Raw genomic sequence first — 1,102 nt, 5'->3', positions numbered from 1 at the left:
CAGCGGGCGATGGCCATCCTCGATGGCCTGCACGAGGAGGAACCGTGAGCACCCCAGCGGCAGCCGTCCACAACCCAGCCCCGCACGGGACGACCATGCCGGTGCCGGTGCCGGTCGCGCTGTCGTTGGCGGCCGTGGCCCGCACCTACGTCCAGGCTGGGGCCACGCCCTGCGCGCGCCGGATCCGGCGTGCTGGAGTCGAAGCCTTCCGGCACAGGTTCGGGGACCTGCAGGGCTGGTGCGCGGCGTCAGTGGCCGAGCGGCGGCAGGTCCGCACCGAGGTCGCCTCGTTCGCAGGGCGCGCCGTGATCGCCTGCGGCGTCGCGGTGGACGTCGACTTCGTCGTCGCCTCCGGCTGCCGGTGGGGCAAGTACCTGCGCGAGGCCTACCCGCAGCAGGCCGACACGTTCCAGGCGCAGGCCTCCTCACTTGGGTTCTGTGACAGGGAGATCGGCCGAATGTGGGCGTGGCTGGCGAAGATCTGCATCGTCACCGGGAGGAGTCCCGAAGGGCTGACCGCGACCCAGTACCCGCAGGCCAGGGCCGCAGTGCACGACACCGTCATCGCGCAGCGCGGGTACCGGCCCAAGACGTTGTCGACGCCGCTGTTCGGGCTCGACGCGGTGATGTTCCACCGCGGGCAGGCGCCGGCACTAGACATCCGGCGGCGCTGGAGCAGCCACCCCGCCAACGAGGTCGACTGGGACGACCTCACCGCCGCGGCCCCGGTCATGGTCACCACGATGCGCCGTTACCTGCACCAGTGCTCCCTGTCCCTGCGGGCCTCTTCGGTGGCCCTGTTCGACACCACCCTGCGCCAGTTCGCCGCGACCCTGGTGGCCTCGGACCCGCCGGTGACCCGGGTGCGCGACATCAACCGTGAGCACGTCGAGGCGTTCAAGGCGCAGCTGGCTGACCGGCCCGGCTACCGCGGCAAACCGTTGACGAAGACCACCCTGGGGATGCGGATGGGCCACCTGCACACGTTCTTCACGCGGATCATCGAGTGGGACTACGACGACGCCCCCACCCGGATCCCGGTGTACTGCACCGACCGGCCCCGCCTGGACAAGCCCCTGCCGAAGTTCCTCGACGACGCCCA

General features: G+C 71.1%; 1 protein-coding gene. It reads left to right on the top strand.

Translation table 11 applies throughout. The features are described from left to right. Positions 1-44: 44 nt before the first annotated feature. A partial coding sequence (locus PLL68_RS15695) for a site-specific integrase (RefSeq protein ID WP_324535699.1) occupies positions 45-1,102 on the top strand: 1,058 nt, incomplete at its 3' end.

The sequence above is a fragment of the Ornithinibacter sp. genome (assembly GCF_035443565.1).
Lineage (GTDB): Bacteria > Actinomycetota > Actinomycetes > Actinomycetales > Dermatophilaceae > Fodinibacter.
The sequence above is the reverse complement of the archived record's forward strand: the minus strand, read 5'-3'. Positions and strand labels throughout refer to the sequence as shown.